The 16,657-nt window shown below is 70.5% G+C and carries 16 protein-coding genes; 10 read left to right on the top strand and 6 right to left on the bottom strand.

From position 1 onward, the window contains the following. Together AB0K82_RS10365 and AB0K82_RS10360 are read left to right on the top strand one after the other, a co-directional pair. Positions 1-1,428 (top strand): condensation domain-containing protein (locus AB0K82_RS10365; protein WP_364395044.1); only part of this gene is annotated, 1,428 nt, incomplete at its 5' end. After that, on the top strand, positions 1,425-5,168 hold the full coding sequence (locus AB0K82_RS10360; protein ID WP_364395042.1) for an amino acid adenylation domain-containing protein: 3,744 nt from the start codon (positions 1,425-1,427) through the stop codon (positions 5,166-5,168). The genes AB0K82_RS10365 and AB0K82_RS10360, both read left to right, overlap by 4 nt. 39 nt (positions 5,169-5,207) lie before the next feature. On the opposite strand, the gene AB0K82_RS10355 is transcribed toward AB0K82_RS10360, so the two are convergent. Next, on the bottom strand, positions 5,208-6,398 hold the full coding sequence (locus AB0K82_RS10355) for a transposase (RefSeq protein WP_364395040.1): 1,191 nt from the start codon (positions 6,396-6,398) through the stop codon (positions 5,208-5,210). 92 nt (positions 6,399-6,490) lie between these two features. Between AB0K82_RS10355 and AB0K82_RS10350 the strand changes: the two genes are divergently transcribed. From AB0K82_RS10350 to AB0K82_RS10340, 3 genes are read left to right on the top strand one after another with little or no spacing between them, the layout of a single operon-like run. After that, entirely contained in the window at positions 6,491-6,712 is a 222-nt protein-coding gene (locus AB0K82_RS10350) for an MbtH family protein (RefSeq protein WP_364395038.1), read from the top strand. Between the two features lies 1 nt (position 6,713). Continuing rightward, entirely contained in the window at positions 6,714-7,484 is a 771-nt protein-coding gene (locus AB0K82_RS10345) for an alpha/beta fold hydrolase (protein ID WP_364395036.1), read from the top strand. A gap of 19 nt (positions 7,485-7,503) precedes the next feature. Continuing rightward, positions 7,504-7,818: a GNAT family N-acetyltransferase gene (locus AB0K82_RS10340; protein ID WP_364395034.1), complete on the top strand. Its 315-nt coding sequence runs from the start codon at positions 7,504-7,506 to the stop codon at positions 7,816-7,818. 49 nt (positions 7,819-7,867) lie between these two features. Here AB0K82_RS10340 and AB0K82_RS10335 read toward each other — a convergent pair whose 3' ends face one another. Next, positions 7,868-8,758: a LysR family transcriptional regulator gene (locus AB0K82_RS10335; RefSeq protein WP_364395032.1), complete on the bottom strand. Its 891-nt coding sequence runs from the start codon at positions 8,756-8,758 to the stop codon at positions 7,868-7,870. A gap of 106 nt (positions 8,759-8,864) precedes the next feature. Here AB0K82_RS10335 and AB0K82_RS10330 point away from each other — a divergent pair, with 106 nt between their 5' ends. Continuing rightward, the gene (locus AB0K82_RS10330; RefSeq protein WP_364395030.1) at positions 8,865-9,407 is read left to right on the top strand and encodes a YceI family protein; all 543 of its coding nucleotides are present in this window, start codon (positions 8,865-8,867) and stop codon (positions 9,405-9,407) included. A 135-nt stretch (positions 9,408-9,542) separates the two neighbouring features. On the opposite strand, the gene AB0K82_RS10325 is transcribed toward AB0K82_RS10330, so the two are convergent. From AB0K82_RS10325 to AB0K82_RS10315, 3 genes are all read right to left on the bottom strand, one after another. Beyond that, positions 9,543-9,965, bottom strand: coding sequence for a DUF4232 domain-containing protein (locus AB0K82_RS10325; RefSeq protein ID WP_364395028.1), 423 nt, complete (start codon positions 9,963-9,965; stop codon positions 9,543-9,545). Positions 9,966-10,379: 414 nt separating this feature from the next. Next, a complete protein-coding gene (locus AB0K82_RS10320) occupies positions 10,380-11,726 on the bottom strand; it encodes a sialidase family protein (protein ID WP_364395026.1) in 1,347 nt (448 codons plus the stop codon). A 352-nt stretch (positions 11,727-12,078) separates the two neighbouring features. Beyond that, positions 12,079-13,323, bottom strand: coding sequence for a helix-turn-helix transcriptional regulator (locus AB0K82_RS10315; RefSeq protein ID WP_364395024.1), 1,245 nt, complete (start codon positions 13,321-13,323; stop codon positions 12,079-12,081). A gap of 131 nt (positions 13,324-13,454) precedes the next feature. On the opposite strand from AB0K82_RS10315, the gene AB0K82_RS10310 reads away from it, so the two are divergent. Next, positions 13,455-13,751 (top strand): hypothetical protein, encoded by a 297-nt coding sequence (locus tag AB0K82_RS10310; protein ID WP_364395022.1) that lies wholly within the window; start codon positions 13,455-13,457, stop codon positions 13,749-13,751. Between the two features lie 388 nt (positions 13,752-14,139). Here the strand turns inward: AB0K82_RS10310 and AB0K82_RS10305 are convergent, their stop codons facing one another. Next, positions 14,140-14,361, bottom strand: coding sequence for a hypothetical protein (locus AB0K82_RS10305; RefSeq protein WP_364395020.1), 222 nt, complete (start codon positions 14,359-14,361; stop codon positions 14,140-14,142). A 103-nt stretch (positions 14,362-14,464) separates the two neighbouring features. Between AB0K82_RS10305 and AB0K82_RS10300 the strand changes: the two genes are divergently transcribed. From AB0K82_RS10300 to AB0K82_RS10290, 3 genes are all read left to right on the top strand, one after another. Then, positions 14,465-14,611, top strand: a complete 147-nt coding sequence (locus AB0K82_RS10300; protein WP_364395018.1) for a hypothetical protein — start codon at positions 14,465-14,467, stop codon at positions 14,609-14,611. A gap of 324 nt (positions 14,612-14,935) precedes the next feature. Continuing rightward, positions 14,936-15,949 carry a C39 family peptidase gene (locus AB0K82_RS10295; protein WP_364395016.1) on the top strand — a complete coding sequence of 338 codons (1,014 nt, stop codon included), beginning with the start codon at positions 14,936-14,938 and terminating at the stop codon, positions 15,947-15,949. A gap of 149 nt (positions 15,950-16,098) precedes the next feature. Beyond that, positions 16,099-16,656: an isochorismatase family protein gene (locus tag AB0K82_RS10290; protein WP_364395014.1), complete on the top strand. Its 558-nt coding sequence runs from the start codon at positions 16,099-16,101 to the stop codon at positions 16,654-16,656. The last annotated feature ends 1 nt before the right edge of the window (position 16,657 follow it).

Here is a 16,657-nt window from a genome sequence, read left to right as displayed (position 1 = left end):
GTCGGCGATCGCCTTGAACAGCGGAGCGAGCTCCTCGGCCTCACCGGCGGTCAGCGGCCCGCCGGCCGGGACGGCGCGGCGCCGGAGCCGGAAGGGGCGGGCGTCGGGCCGGTGCCGCTCACGCCGATCATGAGCTGGTTCGCCGGGCTGGGCGGCTCGCTGCACCAGTCGGCGCTGCTCACCGTGCCGCCCGGCCTGGGCCTGGACCGGCTGACGCGGGCCGTCGAGACGCTCATGGACCACCACGACGCGCTGCGCCTGCGGTTCGACGGGCGGCACGCCGAGATCACGCCGCCCGGTACGGGACGGCCGCACGTCGCCCGGGTCGCGGGTCTGGACGGCATCGTGGAGCACGCGGACGCGGCGCGGCGGGCCCTGGACCCGGCGACGGGCGCGACGGTGCGGGTGGTCTGGTTCGACGCGGGCGACGCGCCGGGCCGGTTGCTGCTGACGCTGCACCACCTCGTCGTCGACGGCGTCTCGTGGCGGATCCTGCTCCCCGACCTGGTGCTGGCGCTGGAGGGCCACCCGCTCGACCCGGTCCCGGCGTCGTTCCGCGGGTGGGCGCGGCGACTCGTCGCGGCGGCGAACGATCCACAGCTTGTGGACGAGCTCCCGCACTGGGCCGCGCTGGAGGACGATCCGCCGCTGGCCCGCCGGGCGCTCGACCCGGCGCGGGACACCGCCGAGACCGTACGGCACGTGCGGGCGAGCCTGCCGCCCGAGGTCACCGAACCGCTGCTGACGACCGTTCCGGCGGCCTTCCACGGCACCGTGAACGACGTCCTGCTCACCGCGCTGGCCCTGGCCGTGCGCCGCTGGCGCGGACGCGAGGGCGTGCTCGTCGACCTGGAGGGCCACGGCCGCGCCGACCTGGGCGCGGACCTGTCCCGTACCGTCGGCTGGTTCACCAGCCTGTACCCGGTGCGGCTGGCCCCCGGCACCGACGACCCGGGCCCGGCCCTGAAACGCGTCAAGGAACAGCTGCGCGCCGTCCCCGGCGAGGGCCTCGGGTACGGGCTGCTGCGCCACCTCACCCCGGCGACGCGCGGCACGCTCACCGTGACGCCGCAGGTCGGCTTCAACTACCAGGGCCGGGTTAACCCCGGACAGGGCGACTGGTCCACCGCGCCGGAGTCCGACCTGCTCGGCATGGGCCACGGCCCGGGCACGCCGCTGCCGCACGGCATCGACGTCAACGCGGTCACCCACGACCTGCCGGACGGCCCGCACCTGTTGGTGACCTGGTCGTACGCGTCCGGTCTGTACGACGAGGACGACGTGCGGGCGCTCGCCGAGGCGTGGTCGGCGGCGCTGCGGGAGCTGGCCGTCACCGAGGACGGCGGGCACACGCCGTCCGACATCTCCCTGGTCGACCTCGGCCAGGACGAGATCGACGAGTTCGAGGCCGAGCTGGAGGAGCTGTGACCACCGGACGCGGGCGGCTGGAGGACGTCCTGCCGCTGTCCCCGCTCCAGCAGGGGCTGTACTTCCACGCCGCGCTGGACGACCGGGACCTGTACGCGACGCAGCTCGTCCTGGACCTGGCGGGCCCCCTGGACGTCGCGGCGCTACGGCGCGCCGCGGCCGCGCTGCTCGCCCGGCACGCGAACCTGCGGTGCGGCTTCCGCCAGCGCAAGAACGGCGAGCCGGTCCAGCTCGTGCACCGCGAGGTGCCGCTGCCCTGGGAGGAGGCGACCGGCGACCCCGACGCGGTCGCCGAGCGCGAGCGGACCCGGCCGTTCGACCTGGCCCGGCCGCCGCTGCTGCGGTTCACCCTCGTCCCGGAGGGGCCGGAGCGGAACCGGCTCATCGTCACGAGCCACCACATCCTCCTGGACGGCTGGTCGATGCCGGTCCTGGCGGAGGAGTTCTTCACGCTGTACCTCGGCGGCGAGCCCGCTCCCGTCACGCCGTACAAGCGGTACCTCGAGTGGCTGGCCGGCCGGGACCGTACGGCGGCCCGCGAGGCGTGGGGGAAGGCCCTCGACGGGGTCGAGGAGCCGACGCTGGTCGCCCCCGCGACGGCGGCCGGGCCGCCGCTGCCGCCGCGACGGGTCACCGCGGAGGTCGACCTGGACCTGTCCGCCGTCCGGCGGCACGGCCTCACGGCGAACACGCTCGTCCAGGGCGCGTGGGGGCTGCTGCTGTCCCGGCTGACCGGCCGCGACGACGTGGTGTTCGGGGCGGCGGTGTCCGGCAGGCCACCGGAGATCCCCGGTGTCGAGCGGATGGTCGGGTTGTTCGTCAACACCGTCCCCGTGCGGGTCCGGATCGAGGAGGAGCGGTCGGTCGCGGCCCTGCTGACCCGCCTGCAGGAGGAGCAGGCCGAGCTGTTCCCCCACCAGCACGCCGGGTTGACCGAGGTCGGCCGGATGCCGCTGTTCGACACGATGACCGCGTTCGAGAACTATCCCCAGCCTGGGGATATCGCGCTCGGCGACGTACGACTGACCCGCGTGGACCTCTTCGACGCGACGCACTACCCCCTCGCGCTGGTCGCCGCGCCGCTCGGCGGCGGCCGGCTGTGGCTGCGGCTCGACCACCGGCCCGACGCGTACGACGACGCGGAGGCCGGGCTGCTGCTCGCCCGCGTCGAACGGCTGCTGCGCGCGATGGCCGCGCGGCCCGACGCCCCCGTCGCGGACCTGGACGTCCTCCTCCCTGGTGAACGCGACCGGATCCTGGGCGACTGGGCGGCCGGCCCGCCCGCCGCACCGCCCCGTACGCTCCCGGAACTGGTCGAGACCTGGGTCGAGCGCACCCCCGACGCCCCCGCCGTCACGACCGTCGGGGGGTCCGAGACGCTCACGTACGCGGAGCTGTGGGCGCGGGCCGGGGCGCTCGCCGGCGAGCTGGCCGGGCTCGGTGTCGGCCCGGAGACGGTCGTGGCGATCGCGCTGCCCCGATCGGCGGAGTTCGTCGTCTCGGCCCTCGCCGTCAGCCGGGCGGGCGGCGCGTACCTGCCGATCGACCCCGGCTATCCTCCGGACCGCGTCGCGTACATGCTGGACGACGCCCGGCCCGGCTGCGTGATCGCCCACCCCGGCGTGCCGCTCCCGTACGACGGGCCGCGCCTGCCCCCGCCGGCGACCGGACGCGACGTCCCCACCAGACCGGTACGGCCGGAGAACGCGGCGTACGTCATCTACACCTCCGGGTCGACCGGGCGGCCGAAGGGCGTCGTCGTCACGCACGCGGGTCTGGCCAGCCTCGCCACGACCGAGATCGCGGGGTTCGGCCTGGCGCCGGGCGACCGGACGCTGCACTTCTCCTCGCCGAGTTTCGACGCGTCGGTGTTCGAGCTGCTCATGGGCCTCGCCTCGGGCGGGACGGTGACGATCGTGCCCCCGGACGTGTACGGCGGCGAGGCGCTCCGCGACGCGTTGCGGCAGGTGACGCACGGCTTCGTCGCCCCGGCCGTGCTCGCCGGCGTCGACCCGGAGGGCCTGGCGAACCCGCGCACCCTCGTCGTCGGCGGCGAGGCGTGCCCGCCCGGCCTCGTCGAACGCTGGGCGCCCGGCCGCCGGATGATCAACGCGTACGGGCCGACGGAGACGACCGTGGCGGCGACGATGAGCGCGCCGCTCACCGACGACGCCTCGACGATCGGGCTGCCGATCACCGGCACGCGGGTGTACGTCCTGGACGCCAGGCTGCGGCCCGTGCCGCCCGGCGTGCCCGGCGAGCTGTACGTCGCCGGGATCGGCCTGGCCCGCGGCTACCTGAACCGGCCCGCGCCGACCGCCGAGCGCTTCGTGGCGGACCCGTTCGGGCCGGGCCGCATGTACCGGACCGGGGACCTCGTCCGGCGGCGGCCCGACGGCCACCTGGAGTACCTCGGCCGTACGGACGCGCAGGTCAAGGTGCGCGGCTTCCGGATCGAGCCGGGCGAGATCGAGGCGGTGCTCACCGAGCGGGAGGACGTCCGGCAGGCCGCGGTCGTCGTCCGCGAGGACCGGCCGGGCGACCGCCGCCTCGTCGCGTACGTCACCGGCGACGCCGACCCGGCCGAGCTGCGGGAGGCGGCGGCGCGGACCCTGCCCGGCCACCTGGTGCCCTCCGCCGTCGTCATCCTGGACGCCCTCCCGCTCAGCCCGAGCGGCAAACTCGACCGCGCGGCGCTGCCCGCGCCGGAGCTCGCCAGGGCCTCCCGGCCGCCGCTGGGCCCGCTGGAGGAGATCCTGTGCGGCCTGTTCGCGGAGGTGCTCGGCCTCGACCGGGTCGGGGTCGACGACGGGTTCTTCGAGCTCGGCGGGGACTCCCTGCTCGCCACCCGCCTGGCCGGCCGGGTCCGCGCCGAACTGGGCGTCGGCCTGCCGGTCCGCGCGCTGTTCGAGGCCCCGACGGTCGCGGCGCTCGCCCGCCGCCTCGACACGGCGGACGCCCGGACCGCCGGCGGGACGGCCGCGGTCACCGGCGGAACGGCACCGCTCGACGTGCTGCTGCCGCTGCGCGCGGGGGGTGACCGGCCGCCGCTGTTCTGCGTGCACCCGGCGGTCGGCGTGGCCTGGACGTACGCGGGCCTGCTGCGCCACCTTCCGGGCCGCCCGGTGTACGGCCTGCAGGCGCGCGGTATCGCCCGCGACGAGGAACTGCCCGGATCGATGGAGGAGATGGCCGCCGACTACGTCGCCGTCCTCCGCACCGTCCAGCCGACCGGGCCGTACCACCTGCTGGGCTGGTCGCTCGGCGGCCTGATCGCGCACGCCATGGCCGTACGGCTGCGGGCGGACGGCGAACAGGTCGCGCTGCTCGCGCTGATGGACTCCTACCCCCTCGACGGGGCCCCGGACGCCGACGTGCCGCTGCCGGACCTTCTCCGCGACCTCGGGTTCGACGTCGCCGACGACGTGACGGCGGAGGACGTCGCCGCCCTCCTGGAGGGCAGCGCGCTCGGCGGGATCGACGGCCGCCGCCTGGAGGGCCTGTACCGCGCCTACCTGAACGCCCTGCGCAACGGGCGGCGGTTCGTCCCCGGCCGGTTCGACGGGGACCTGCTGCTGTTCACCGCCGCGCGCAACCCCGAGGCGCCGCCCGCCGACGTCTGGACCCCGCACGCCGCCCGCGTCGAGCGGCACCCGGTCGACTGCGCGCACACCGAGATGGCCGATCCCGGCCCGCTGGCCCGAATCGCCGCGAAGTTGAAGGAGAGTCTGGAGACTTGACGTCCTTCCTGCTTGAAGGCAGGAATTCCAACCCGGCCCCTACCCGGAGGTGAGAACAGGTTGAGGTTCGCGGTTCACAGCCCCACCTCTTGGCTGGAGGGCTCCCCGCGCTGTCACGGCACATCCTGCCGCGATGTTCTTGGCCGCGTTTACATCCGCGTGATCGACATGCCCGCAGGCGCGACAGCGAAAAACCGCTTGGCTCTCGCGATTCTCCGCAGCGCAGTGCCCACAGGCATGACAGGTCTGGGAGGTATACGCAGGATTGACCTTTTCCACCCGGCCCGGCGCCTTCTGCTCCAGGCGGGTAGCCAGCAGGCCCCAGCCCGCCGCGTGGATGGAACGGTTGAGTCCGGTTTTGGCCCGCACGTTCGTGCCGGGTGCGGTGAGGGTGCCGCGCGCGGACCGCACCATGTTCTTGATCTTCAGATCCTCGACCCGGATCAGGTCGAAATCGCTCGCGGGACGAGTGGAGGTCTTCTCCACCCAGTCCTTACGCCGATCGACCTGGCGCGCATTGAGCCGGGCAATCGCCGTCTTAAGCTTCGTCCGGCGGTTCGACCCCCGCTTGGCGCGCGCCAGCCTGCGCTGCAGCCGCAGCAAGCGGTCGACCTCGGTGCCGCGCAAGACGGGCACCGACAACCGCTCACCGGTCGACAAGGTGGCCGAGACAGCCACGCCACGATCCACTCCGATGATCTCGCCCGCACCAGGCCCGTTGACCGGTGGCGGAATCACCGCGAACGCCACGTGCCAGCGCCCCGCCCGGTCTCGGCTGACCCGGAAGGACTTGGCCTCGGCAGGAACTGGACGGGACCAGCGCAACCGGATCCAGCCGACCTTCGGGACCCACACCTCACCCGTCTTGCGGGACAGGCGCCGTACCTCCCATTGCCGACCGCGTTGGCCCACGACTCGAAACCCCTCATGGACGCCCGCTTTGCGCCAGGTCGGCCGTCGATGCGTGCCAGAGAAGAAGTTGCTCATGGCCTGAGCGAAGTCACGCAACGCCTGTTGTTGCACCGTCTGCGATCCCGCCGCCAGCCAGGCGAACTCTTTCCTTGCTTCGGTCAACTGGCGGGACTGCTCGGCATACCCCGGCGCACTCGCCCGGCCCGACCGCCAGTGCTGATGCTGCTCAACAGCGAGATTCCACACATATCGGGCGTGGGTGCAGTGGTTCAGCAACGCCTGCTCTTGGGCGGGCATAGGCGCAAGCCGGAACCGCATGCCCGCACCCTAACCACCACCACCGACACTCGAAGGAGGGAGCGGCGTTTCGTCCCTGGCCTGACGGTCGGGCTCGGCATGCCACGCAACTGATGACCAACCCGTTCGAAGACCCCGACGGTCGTTACCTCGTCCTCGTCAACGAGGAGGGGCAGCACTCCCTGTGGCCGACGTTCGCGGACGTGCCCGCGGGATGGACCGTCGCACACGGCGAGGACACCCGGCAGGCCTGCCTGGACTACGTCACCGAACACTGGACCGACATGCGCCCGAAGAGCCTCATCGCGGCCATGGAACAGCACGAGAGGGGCTGACGTGCCGGGCTGGCTCCGCTGCTTCCAGGCCCGGCCGGCCGCGGCGACGCGGCTGATCTGCTTTCCCCACGCGGGCGGCTCGGCTGCGTTCTACCGCCCGTTGGCCATGGCGGCCACGGAGGTCGAGGTCCACATCGCGGAGTACCCCGGCCGGGCGGACCGGCTGTTCGAGCCCCTCGTCGACGACGCGGGCCAGGTCGCCCGTGCCGTCGCCGAAGCGCTCGGCCCGCTGCTGGACCGGCCGGTCGCGCTGTTCGGGCACAGCATGGGGGCGACCATCGCCTACGAGACCGCCCGCCTGCTGACCGCGCACGGGACCCCGCCGACGCACCTGTTCGTCTCCGCCTCCCACGCCGCGCACGACCGTCCGAGCAGATCGGCCAAGGACGTCCTGCACGACAAGGACGACGACGCCCTCGTCGCCGGGCTGGTCCGGCTCGGCGGCACCGACGCACGGGCCCTCGCCGATCCGGAACTGCGCGAACTCGTGCTGCCGTACGTGCGGAGCGACTTCCGGCTGCTCGAGGGCTACCGGCACGAGCCCGGCCCGCTCCTCGACCTCCCGATCACCGCCTTCGCCGCGGACGCCGACCCGGTCGTCACACCGGCCCAGGTCCAACGGTGGGCCGAACTGACCACCGGCGAGTTCACCCTGCGGGTCCACCCCGGCGACCACTTCTACGTGGTCCCGCGCCGGGACGCGGTGCTGGCAGAGATCCAGGGCCGCCTGACCGGCCGATCGACCGACACGGCCGCCGCTCATGGGTGGTGATCGTCCCAAGGCCGATCAGGTGAGGCTGCGCCCGGTCGAGGAGGGCGACCTTCGGATCCTGGAGGACCTGACGCAGGATCCGGAGAAGGCGGGGAAGTTCGCGCGGTTCGGATGGTTCGATCCCGGCCGTTACCGGCGCCGATGGGCCGAGAACGGTCTGATCGGCGAGGGCGGCGGCACGCTGATGGTCATGCGAGGTGACGAGCCGCTGGGCTTCGTGGCCTGGCGCCGCCGGCAGACCACGCCCGCCGCCCACTGCTGGAGCATGGGCATCGCGCTGCTGCCGGACGCCCGCGGCCACGGGTACACGCATATGGAGCGATCATCGTCGTGATCGGCGGCGTGGCATCGCGGCGGTAGTGGGCTGCCGCCCGTCGTCGCCGTCACAGCGCGATGGGGCCGAGATCGACGGCGATCTGGGCCAGCGCGCGGATGGCGGGGCTGTCGGCGGTGGAGCGCCAGGTCAGGGCCCATTGAAGGTCAGGGGCATCGCGCATGGGCAGGAAGACGATGTCGGGAGGGTTGTTGTAGCGGGCGGCTATCTCGCCCAGCGGGTGGACGCACTGTCCGGCGGCGACCAGGGAAAGGACCTCATGGAAGGTCCGCGCGGCGGGCCCGCGCGGGATACGGCGACCGCTCGGCGTACGCATGGGGACCATGGCGGCGACCCAGTACTCGGGGGCGTCGGGGCCGAGGTCGGCGACGTGGTCGTCGGCGAGGTCCTCCAGGGAGGCGGAACCGCGCTCGGCGAGCGGATGGTCGGCCGACACGGCCAGCACGCGGCCTCCGGTCAGCACGGTGGGGCCGACGGTCAGATCCGCTTCGACGACGGGCAGCCACAGCACGTTGATGTCGTTGTCTCCGGTGCGCAGGGAGGTGAACGCGTCGCTGCCGGTGATCTCGTTGAACCGGACATCGCTGCCGGGGTAACGCGTGCGGAACGTGTCGATGAGTGGGCGTAGTTCGTATCCGGCATGGCCGAAGACGCCCAGCCGTAGGGTCTGGCCCGCACCCAGGCCGGCCGCTTCGGCGCGGGCGAGTCCCTCCTGGAGGAGGTCGAGGGCCTGCTGCAGATCTTCGCGGAGGCGCCGGCCGACCGGTGTCAGGCTCACGCGTCGGCTGGTGCGATCGAACAGGGCCACGCCGAGACGCCGCTCTTGTTGGCCGATGGCCTGACTGACGCGGGCCTGGGACACGTGGAGTCGTTCGGCGGTGCGGCCGAAGTGCAGTTCCTCGGCCAACGTCAGGAAGATCTCGATGTCCCGAAGCTCCATCGATAACTCCAGACTTATGGATCGCTCAACGAAGCTTACATTGATCCGCCGTTGACCTGCCTCAATGCTGGATTCCTCACTCATCCTTCTCATGGGAGCGACCAGCATGGCAATCACGGCTGCGCTCGGGGAGCTGAGCGGCGACTACGCCCTCGACACCGCCCACACCCGGATCGGCTTCGTCGCCCGGCACACGATCGGCCCCAAGGTGCGCGGGCGGTTCGAGGAATTCAAGGGCGGAGGGCACTTGGACGGCGACGATCCGCCGAAGTCGCGCGTCGAGCTCACGATCCAGGCCGGCAGCATCCAGACCGGCAACGCCAAGCGCGACGACCTGTTGCGCAGCAAATTCCTGAACCTGAAGGACCATCCGACCATCACCTTCACCTCGACCGGGGTGCGGCAGGTCGACGAGACCGCTTTCGAGCTCACCGGTGACCTGACCATCCGCGGCGTGACCAAACCGGTCACCATGGCCCTCGAGCAGACCGGCACTGACCACGACCCGCAGGGCAAGGCCCGGATTCGCGTCAAAGGCAGCGCCGTGATCGACCGGGCGGACTGGGGGGTGAACTGGACCGGCGCCGCAGGCCTGGTCGGCAGGAAGGTGATGCTGGAGTTCGACGTCACCGCTGTCCGGCCGGCCTGACCGGACAGGCCCGCATCAGCCTCGGCCCGATCGCGGATGGCCGTGGCCTCGGAAGTCGGCATCAAGGGCGGCAAGAAGTACTCGACCCTGGTCCATATCTGACGGCCCGATCCAGATCATCCGGCCGGACGCGCATCAGGTGAAGTTGACGCCGTCCGTGATGGGCTGGACGGTGCCCAGGACGATGGAGTCGCAGATCGGCGGCTTGTGGTCGCCGTCCCCGGAGTACGTGAGCGGGATCCAAGAGCTGTTCCAGGCGACGCCGAGGCCGGAGGTGACCCCACCGCAGTCCGGGCCGGTATGCCACTTCAGTCCCGCGAACGCCGAGGATCCAGCGCGCAGCGCGATCGCCCTCCCCCTGCCGGGGTAGTTCACGCGCGTCGCCGGCAACGGCGTGAAGTTCGGCCCGCCTGCGCCGATCGGCGCCCACCCGGCCGGGATCAGGCACCGGTGATCCGACCGGTTGGTCAGTATCAGCATGCCGATGCCCTTCTCCTCCGAGTTCGAGTTCTGCACCTGAAGATCGGCACGGAGTTCGGCGGCCATGCAGGTCGGCATGCTCCCGTTGGTCGACGGTGCCGTCGCACGGCCCGCCGTTCCGCCCGCGTTCCGACCGCTGCTCCCCGTGGACGAGGCCGACGACGACGCGCTCGCAACGGACGACGCCTCGGGCGAGTCCGGGGCGGATGCCGACGTGTTCCCGCCGACATGGCACCCGGTGACGGAAAGGGCGATCAGACCGCCCCCACAGGCCAGAACGACGGTGGAACGCAGGCGCTTGAGCTTCATTCGGAGCCTCCCAGCGAATCGGAACTCACTGAAGGAGATGTCCGCACCCTGGCCCGGGGTTCGCCGCCCACCCCGGCTGATCAGCGCGATCGTTTTCACATGAACTTCGCGCGCGCCGCCACCGTCCCCCGGCGGAAGACGGCCCGCCGACGCCGGGAGCGCCGACGGGCCGTCACCGGTCGATCAGTTGTAGAAGGTCGCGCTGTGGACGTCCACCGGGTTGGCGGTGTCGCCGGTGGTCACGCCGTACACGGCCACGAAGGCCGAGCCGGTCGAGACCAGGCCGGTGTAGTCACCGATCATCCGGCCGGAGCTCGTCAACGGCGCCTTCCGCGCGTCGAACGAGCCCTCGATGTGCTGCTCGCGCCACGATCCGGACTTCGCGCAGTCCGCCGAGCAGGTCACGGCCCAGAAGTCGGTGGGCAGAGTGGCGGCGGACGTGTTCTTCCGGAAGTCGTAGTACGTGACCGCCACGGTGCCGCCGGGGGACACGGCGATCGCCGGTACCGCGGCCGAACCGGTGGGCGTCTTGTCCACGCGAACCGGGCTGGACCAGGTCTTCCCGTCGTCCGTGGACCGCGCGTACGCGACGTGGAAGGTGCCGTCGGCGTCCTGGCTCTGCCAGACCGCGTTCACCACTTTGCTGTTCGGCTGGACCGCCAGGAGCGGCTCTGTGGCGTTGCGCACCGGGTCACCCGAGTTGTCGGGGTCCGGAATCTTGGTAGCCACGGTGAACGGGGCCGCGACGTCCAGCGTCGGCGCCGACCACGTGTCGCCGCCGTCCGTCGAGCGGATGACCTGGGTGGCGGCGGTGGTGTCGGTCTCCTGGTGCATGCCGAGCAACAGCGTCCCGTCGGCCATCGGTGTCAGCACCGTACCGAGTGCGCCGCTGTTGGTGGGGAAGTCGTACACCTTCTTCGTGGACCAGGTCTTCCCGTCGTCGGTCGACTTCGCCAGGTAGACCGGCTGTCCCCAGTCGCCGTTCGACCCGCTGTAGGACCGGTCCCACACCGCATACACCACGCCCGGGTGGTACGGATCGGCGGTGACCGCCGGGCGGTCGTTGAAGAACTGCGGGTCGTCGTCCCGCTGCAGGGTCACCGGGGCGTCCCAGTGCTCGCCGCCGTCACCGGACCGCGACACCAGCATCGCCGTCACCTCACCGGTACGCGACAGCGAGAACGACGCGGCCACCGCCGTACCGGACGGCGTGATCGTGACCCAGTGGTCCGTCGTGACGTCGTAGTCCCCGCCGTTGGCCGCGGTACCGCCGTTGCACCGGGAGAACGCGGGCTGCGTCGCCGACCGATGCCACGTCGCGCCGTAGTCGTCGGACACGGCGGTGACGGCTCCGTTGCTGCCGTACCGGTTCCACCGGTCCTGCTGGTACACCGCGACGAGGTGCCGCGGCCGCTTCGGATCCCGCGCCACCATGGGCTGAACCTCGGTGTTCGGGTTCAGCACGTAACCGTCGCCCTCGGACAGCCCACAACCCGCCGGCAGCGCGCTGGTACCCGAGATCGGCACCACGCTGGCAGGGTCGGAACCATCCGCGAAGGCGGGCTGAGCCGAAACGGTACAGGCGGCCACGGCGGCCGCCACGGCCAGCACTGACCTTGAACGTCGTTTCAACGGTGCCTTCCTCATCCTCGATGGAGGTGTCTTAGCAGGGAACGCTGCCGCCTAGCCGGGCAGCGTGTTCCCAGCAGACGCCGAACGGCACGACCGACGCTACAGCTTCAAGATCATCTTTGTCTCCCCTCTTGACTCAGCGTGACCAAGCCCTTCACCGCGTCAACCTCGCCCTCCCCCAGGACTCCGCAGCGAGGGTCAGCCACGCTCAGCTCCGATGGCGGACGAACGCGAGTACTGAGGTAAGCACTCAGTGCTCGGTGATCTGTTCTGCGGCTTCGACGACCCATGGGTGCGTGGGCCACTTGGCGGCGATGCGCGCGTGCACTTTGGCGATCTCTCCGAGGGTTCTACTGCATCCGGTCGCCGACGCGATCGCATGCGCATGCCGCAACCTCGCCGACGCGGCGTCCGGTTCACCTCCGGCGACAAAGGCCGCAGCGGCTCGGACGCGATACCAGGCGACCCATTCGGAGTCGCGCACGGCAGCGGGCAGGGTTGTGATGGCGTCCGAGATTGTGTTCGCAGCGTAGAGGTAGGCGGTCGGACTGCCCGCGAGGTAGGCCAAGATGAGGCCCCGCTGCATCCCGAGGTATTCCGGCCCATAAAAATAGAGGGAGTCCGGATCATCGCCGGACTTCCCGCCGGTGAGGACCTGTTCAGCCTCGCCGATGGCGTGTAGCGCGCCGTCCTTGTCGCCCATGATCGCGAGTGCGCGCCCTCGCTGCTGGATCGCCACCGTCCGCGTTCCGGCGCCCATGGCCATCTCTGCGGCTGCACTCGACAGGGCGGCCATCGAGCCGATGTCACCGGTCACCCACGCCAGGTGGCCTTGCATGGACAGGGCTGTGGCCGCCAAGTCCGCTTTGCCAGCCTGGATACCGAGTCGTAGCGCCTGGTCGTACAGGGCGGCGGCGGCGTCATGGCAACCGGTTGCGGTATGAAGCCAGCCATTGAACTGCGAGGTTTCGGACGCGGTCGCGGCCAGATCGTCGGCCAGAGAACCGCGTGCTTCGCGGAGGAGTCGAACGGTGAGCTTGAGTTGTTCCCGGGCCGGTTCGATGATCGCCACGGACCCGATCATGTCCTCGATGCGGCGCTGGCCGGCGAGAGTCCCGCTCAGATCGGCGACGACGGCGGCGTCAACGCGCGATGGATTGCGCGCGGCTCGGATCAGCCGCTCTTCATCATCAGGGGTGCGCTGCCTGTCCTCGCCGTTCCCGCTTACGGCCCAGACCTCGCCTCGGCGAACCGCCCGCGTGATCGAGGCGGCCTCCTCCAGCATGCTCAACTCGACACCGAGCGCGACGGCTAAAGCGGAGAGATGAACGGTCGGGATGCGCCCACCACGCTCATACCGCGAGATGTCCCAACGAGTCAGGTTAGCTCCCGAAATCTCATTAACCCGCTTCGCCAGGTCCGCTTGAGACAACTGCGCTGCGGCGCGGAGGCGCGCGAGAAGTAGCGCGATTGGGACTCGCAAATGTTCGGTCATATCGCGGCTTTCGTTCGGTCGCTGTGGGCCCGTCATCGGCCCACAGTTAGGGCTCCTCTCATGATGCCTTGACGGATGTGAAAGTGGAACACAGAGTTACCCACTCGTCACGCATACGAGGGAGATCGCGGATGGGAAAGGAGATCCCCGCCCGCACGACCTGGAGCCATGCGCAGAAGGTCGATCGGCTGGCCGAGTTGTGCCGGGAGCTGGTCAAGAGCGGGGTCCGGGTTGAAATGAGCGACGCCCGCCCGGCCTTGTCAGTGCGTCTCAGCCTGACAGCGCCTCGCCTATCGATCGAGATGATCGATGGGGCATTCGTATGGCGGCGCGAGGACAAGGACCGGCACGCTGCCGACGATGCGGCCGGGGCAGCGCACCGGATCGCCGCATACCTGAGAGCACGTGACAGGGACGGCGTGTCATGACCGGGGCCGGCTGCGGCGGACCGGCGTCTTCGCCTTTCGACAGTGGTTCGGACGGGCGCCTCCCGCCTGGCCCCAAGCAGCTCATGGTGAGCCCCGACCCCGCCTGGGTGATCTTTCGACGGTTCCCGGGTCTTACCTTCTGGTTCGGACGGTGTACCCGATCGTGGTGGGCCCTGGTGCGGGTTCCGGCCGGGTGGCGGCTGGTCGAGGCCGCCGATACCGATCAACTCACTCGTGCGGTGCTGGAGGCGCGCACGTGGCCGTGGCCTCGGACAGCGGCGGCTGCGGTACCGGACCAAAGGCTCGGCGATCGACGGATCGTGCACCCAGCGCATCCAGATAAATGGTGAATTGCCCGAGGGTCCGGTACCCGTTGACCGAGCTTTTCTCATGCCCCTTGGGGCGGCGAACGATGTTCCAACCGTGGTGGGGCCTGATGTCCGCGTACCGAACGCAGCACGCCCAGGACGCTCACCGTGCCCAGCAGATCGGCTGCGCAGATCACCAGGTGCGGGGGGACCACGGCCGCGACGGCGCCGCCGACGGCCATGCCGCGGCCCTGCAGGGTCATGATGCCGGCGCCCAGCAGGGACATGGGCCGGCCTCGCATCTCTTCGGGTACCGCGTGGACGAACCCACCTGTCCATGCCGAGCGCGTACGCGGCGGACAGCCCGGTGAGCAGCATTAATCCGATCGCGAGCGGCAGCGGTAGATGAAGCGCGAATGCGGCCAGGGGCAGCAGCGATACGGCCGCGAGCGGCAGCGTGAGGCGCTCACGGGCGGCGGGGCCGAGAACAGCACACGGCGGGGCGGATACCGGTCGGCGATGCCGGACGGCGTGATCCCGCTGAGCGCGTAGGGCAGGAAGCCGAGGGCGAAGACGAGGGCCGTCAACGACGCCGAGTGAGTCCGCCGGAAGACCAGGACGGCCAACGAGACCTCGGCGAGGATGCCGCCTCGCACCGAAAGGATGTGAGCTACGAAGCCGATCCCCAGTGAGGGCCCCGGAGAGAATTACAGCAGGTAATGCCCGCATGGACTCAGGGTAAGGGCGAGTAACCACGCCTTACCCTGAGCCGCGGCCGGCCTGGCGCGTCACCACGCTTTTCCGGACATCAATTAAGACGATTTCGTAACAATCAGAATTTTTCGCCGCAAAGAGAACTGGCGAGGTTAAGGTTCCATGATCATCTACTTGATCATGGGAGGCGCGTTGAAGCGTCGGTTGGTCATGGCAGCCGGACTCGCGGTCGGAGCGTCGGCACTCGTCGCCGCAGCTCCGGCGGAGGCGGCGAGCTGGGCAGGACAGAGCAAGAGCGGCGTCGCGTACGAGAGCTGCACGTCCTCTCGCACCTACAACAAGGTCAGCTACGTGACCTGCATCCAGCACTCGTCGGGCTTCGGCAAGGTGCGTGTCGCGATCCGGGTGTCGACGTCGGCGAAGCGGTCCGTCACGGGTCTTCCGTACCTGAAGATCGTCGGCAGATCGCACAACGTCAGCGCGCCGAGCTGCTCGGGCACTCTGGCGAGCGGCGCCAAGAAGCAGTGCGCCACGTCGTGGCTGAACGCGACGCGGATCGTCCAGACCGGCTCTGGAACCGTCACCATCAGCGGTTCCCGGCGTCCTGAGCTGCGGGTCCGCGGGATGCACCACAACGGCAAAAAGCAGGAGAACGCCGAGAAGTACTGCGGCCCCGCCTCCGGCCAGTCCGCGATCTGGACGATGAAGGGCTCCTCGCCGTCGCAGTCCACGCTGGCGAGCAAGATGAAGACCAACACCTACGGGTTCACGCCGCCGAACAAGATCGCGCCGGCACTGAACCAGTACAAGCCGAGCTCTGTCGGCACGTACCACCTGTACGACTTCGGCTCGTCCGGACAGTCGGTGGAGCTGGCCTTCCGTCAGCTGTACCGTTCCATCGACGCGGGCATGCCGGTGGTCTACCTGGTAGACCCGAGCAAGCTGCCGTGGTCGAGCGCAGGGGGCACCAGGGTGCGGCACTACATCGAGCTGCACGGATACACCGCCGTGAAGACCAGCACTGACACGAATCTCAACGGCGGCTGGCTCGTGGACCGCTTCCAGGTCTTCGACCCCGCCAGCGGGTCGGTGCGCAACATCACGCCCCTGCAGCTGCAGAGGGCTTCGGTGGCGTCCGACTACATCGACGACGACATGGTCTTCGTCGCCAAATAGCGTCTTCCGCGCGGCGCGGCCTGCGTCCAGTCGGCGACGCGGCCGCCGCTCGCCCACGGAACAGGGAGTGAACAGCGAGGATCCGGCGCCCGTCGACCAGGCGTCGTCACGCCCCGGTGCCTCCCGCCGGGAGTTGCGATGATGTCCATATGTCCGAGCCAGTGCGCGTGGGCCCCGCGCCCGTCGAGGCCCTCATTGTGATCGATATGCAGAAGGGCTTCCTCACCGGAGACGCAGCGGTCGCAGGGGCCGACGGGCTGGTATATAACGTCTCCGACCTGCTTTTTCGGGCTCGCCAGGCCCAGGCCCTGGTGATCCATCTGCAGAACGACGGCCCCGTAGGGGCGGTCGACGAACCGGGAAGCCCCGGCTGGGAGCTCTGCCTCACGAACGCGGATGAGGCCGTCGTCCGCAAGACCTCGGACGACGGCTTCTCCGATACGCCGCTCGGCGCGCTACTCGAGCGGCGCCAGGTGCGGCGCATCGCCCTGGGCGGTCTCCTCTCGGAGATGTGTGTGAGCGCCACCGCCCGCACCGCTCTGGCGCAGGGATTCTCGGTCGTACTGCCGCGCGACGCCCACTCCACCTACCCGCTCGACGATATACCGGCGCGTGTCGTCGCACGGGTCGCCGAACACAGCCTCGGCGACGAGATAGAGCTCGCCCGCACATCCGCCGTCGTGGAGTTCGTCGCACCGCCTGCCTGAC

This window comes from Actinoallomurus sp. NPDC052274 (assembly GCF_040679475.1).
GTDB classification, from domain to species: domain Bacteria; phylum Actinomycetota; class Actinomycetes; order Streptosporangiales; family Streptosporangiaceae; genus Actinoallomurus; species Actinoallomurus liliacearum.
Note: the sequence above shows the minus strand (reverse complement) of the source record. Positions and strands in the feature narration are given on the sequence as shown.

Excerpts from the sequence above, each read along its gene's own strand:
- AB0K82_RS10290 (WP_364395014.1), top strand. The coding sequence starts at position 16,099 with ATGTCCGAGCCAGTGCGCGTGGGCCCCGCGCCCGTCGAGGCCCTCATT.
- AB0K82_RS10305 (WP_364395020.1), bottom strand. The coding sequence starts at position 14,361 with ATGCGAGGCCGGCCCATGTCCCTGCTGGGCGCCGGCATCATGACCCTG.
- AB0K82_RS10330 (WP_364395030.1), top strand. The coding sequence starts at position 8,865 with ATGGCAATCACGGCTGCGCTCGGGGAGCTGAGCGGCGACTACGCCCTC.
- AB0K82_RS10300 (WP_364395018.1), top strand. The coding sequence starts at position 14,465 with ATGAAGCGCGAATGCGGCCAGGGGCAGCAGCGATACGGCCGCGAGCGG.
- AB0K82_RS10350 (WP_364395038.1), top strand. The coding sequence starts at position 6,491 with ATGACCAACCCGTTCGAAGACCCCGACGGTCGTTACCTCGTCCTCGTC.
- AB0K82_RS10310 (WP_364395022.1), top strand. The coding sequence starts at position 13,455 with ATGGGAAAGGAGATCCCCGCCCGCACGACCTGGAGCCATGCGCAGAAG.
- AB0K82_RS10295 (WP_364395016.1), top strand. The coding sequence starts at position 14,936 with ATGATCATCTACTTGATCATGGGAGGCGCGTTGAAGCGTCGGTTGGTC.
- AB0K82_RS10315 (WP_364395024.1), bottom strand. The coding sequence starts at position 13,323 with ATGACCGAACATTTGCGAGTCCCAATCGCGCTACTTCTCGCGCGCCTC.
- AB0K82_RS10355 (WP_364395040.1), bottom strand. The coding sequence starts at position 6,398 with ATGCGGTTCCGGCTTGCGCCTATGCCCGCCCAAGAGCAGGCGTTGCTG.
- AB0K82_RS10325 (WP_364395028.1), bottom strand. The coding sequence starts at position 9,965 with ATGCCGACCTGCATGGCCGCCGAACTCCGTGCCGATCTTCAGGTGCAG.
- AB0K82_RS10335 (WP_364395032.1), bottom strand. The coding sequence starts at position 8,758 with ATGGAGCTTCGGGACATCGAGATCTTCCTGACGTTGGCCGAGGAACTG.